This window comes from Lelliottia jeotgali, from assembly GCF_977070485.1.
This window is the reverse complement of sequence record NZ_CDRVFO010000049.1, coordinates 1-594: the sequence shown is the minus strand read 5'-3', so window position 1 is coordinate 594 and position 594 is coordinate 1. Positions and strand designations below refer to the sequence as shown.

Annotated in this window: 1 protein-coding gene; it reads left to right on the top strand. The window is 58.8% G+C overall.

Features of this window, described 5'->3' with window-relative positions; all coding sequences use genetic code 11:
• On the top strand, positions 1 to 594 hold a 594-nt coding region (locus ACW4TB_RS27515), incomplete at both ends, for a VCBS domain-containing protein (protein WP_455828733.1).

Below are 594 nucleotides of genomic sequence, written 5' to 3'. Positions count from 1 at the left end.
CGGGATGCCGTCGATACCTTCGTCTATACCATTCGCGACGCCGATGGCGACGAAAGCACCACTACCATCACCATCAACGTGCACAATTCGTTGATGGCTTGCGAAGATCGTGACATCACTGTTCACGAGAAAGCACTGGACCTGCAAAAGGACGGTAACGACCTGGCCGCCGGCAATGTCACCGGGAGCGACCCGGGTTCGAGCCAGGAAACCACATCCGGCACATTGGTCGGTTCAGCCAGCGGCGGGGTAGGTGCGCTCACCTACGCACTGGTCGGAAATGCCGTAGGCCAATACGGCCAGATTCAGCTCAATGCTGATGGCTCCTACACCTATACGCTGACCTCGCCAGCGAACTCCCCGACCCATGCCAACGACGGCGCCAACACCGTAACCGAAACCTTCACCTACCAGGTCCAGGACTCACTGGGTAATTCGACCACCAGCACCATCGTCATAACCATCGTCGACGACGTGCCTACAGCCAACAGCGATTTCGTCAGCGTGGCCAAGGGCGATGTGGTGTACGGCAATGTGATGTACAACGACGTGGTGGGCGCTGACATCCGCAGCGACGGCCAGTATGTGGTCGGC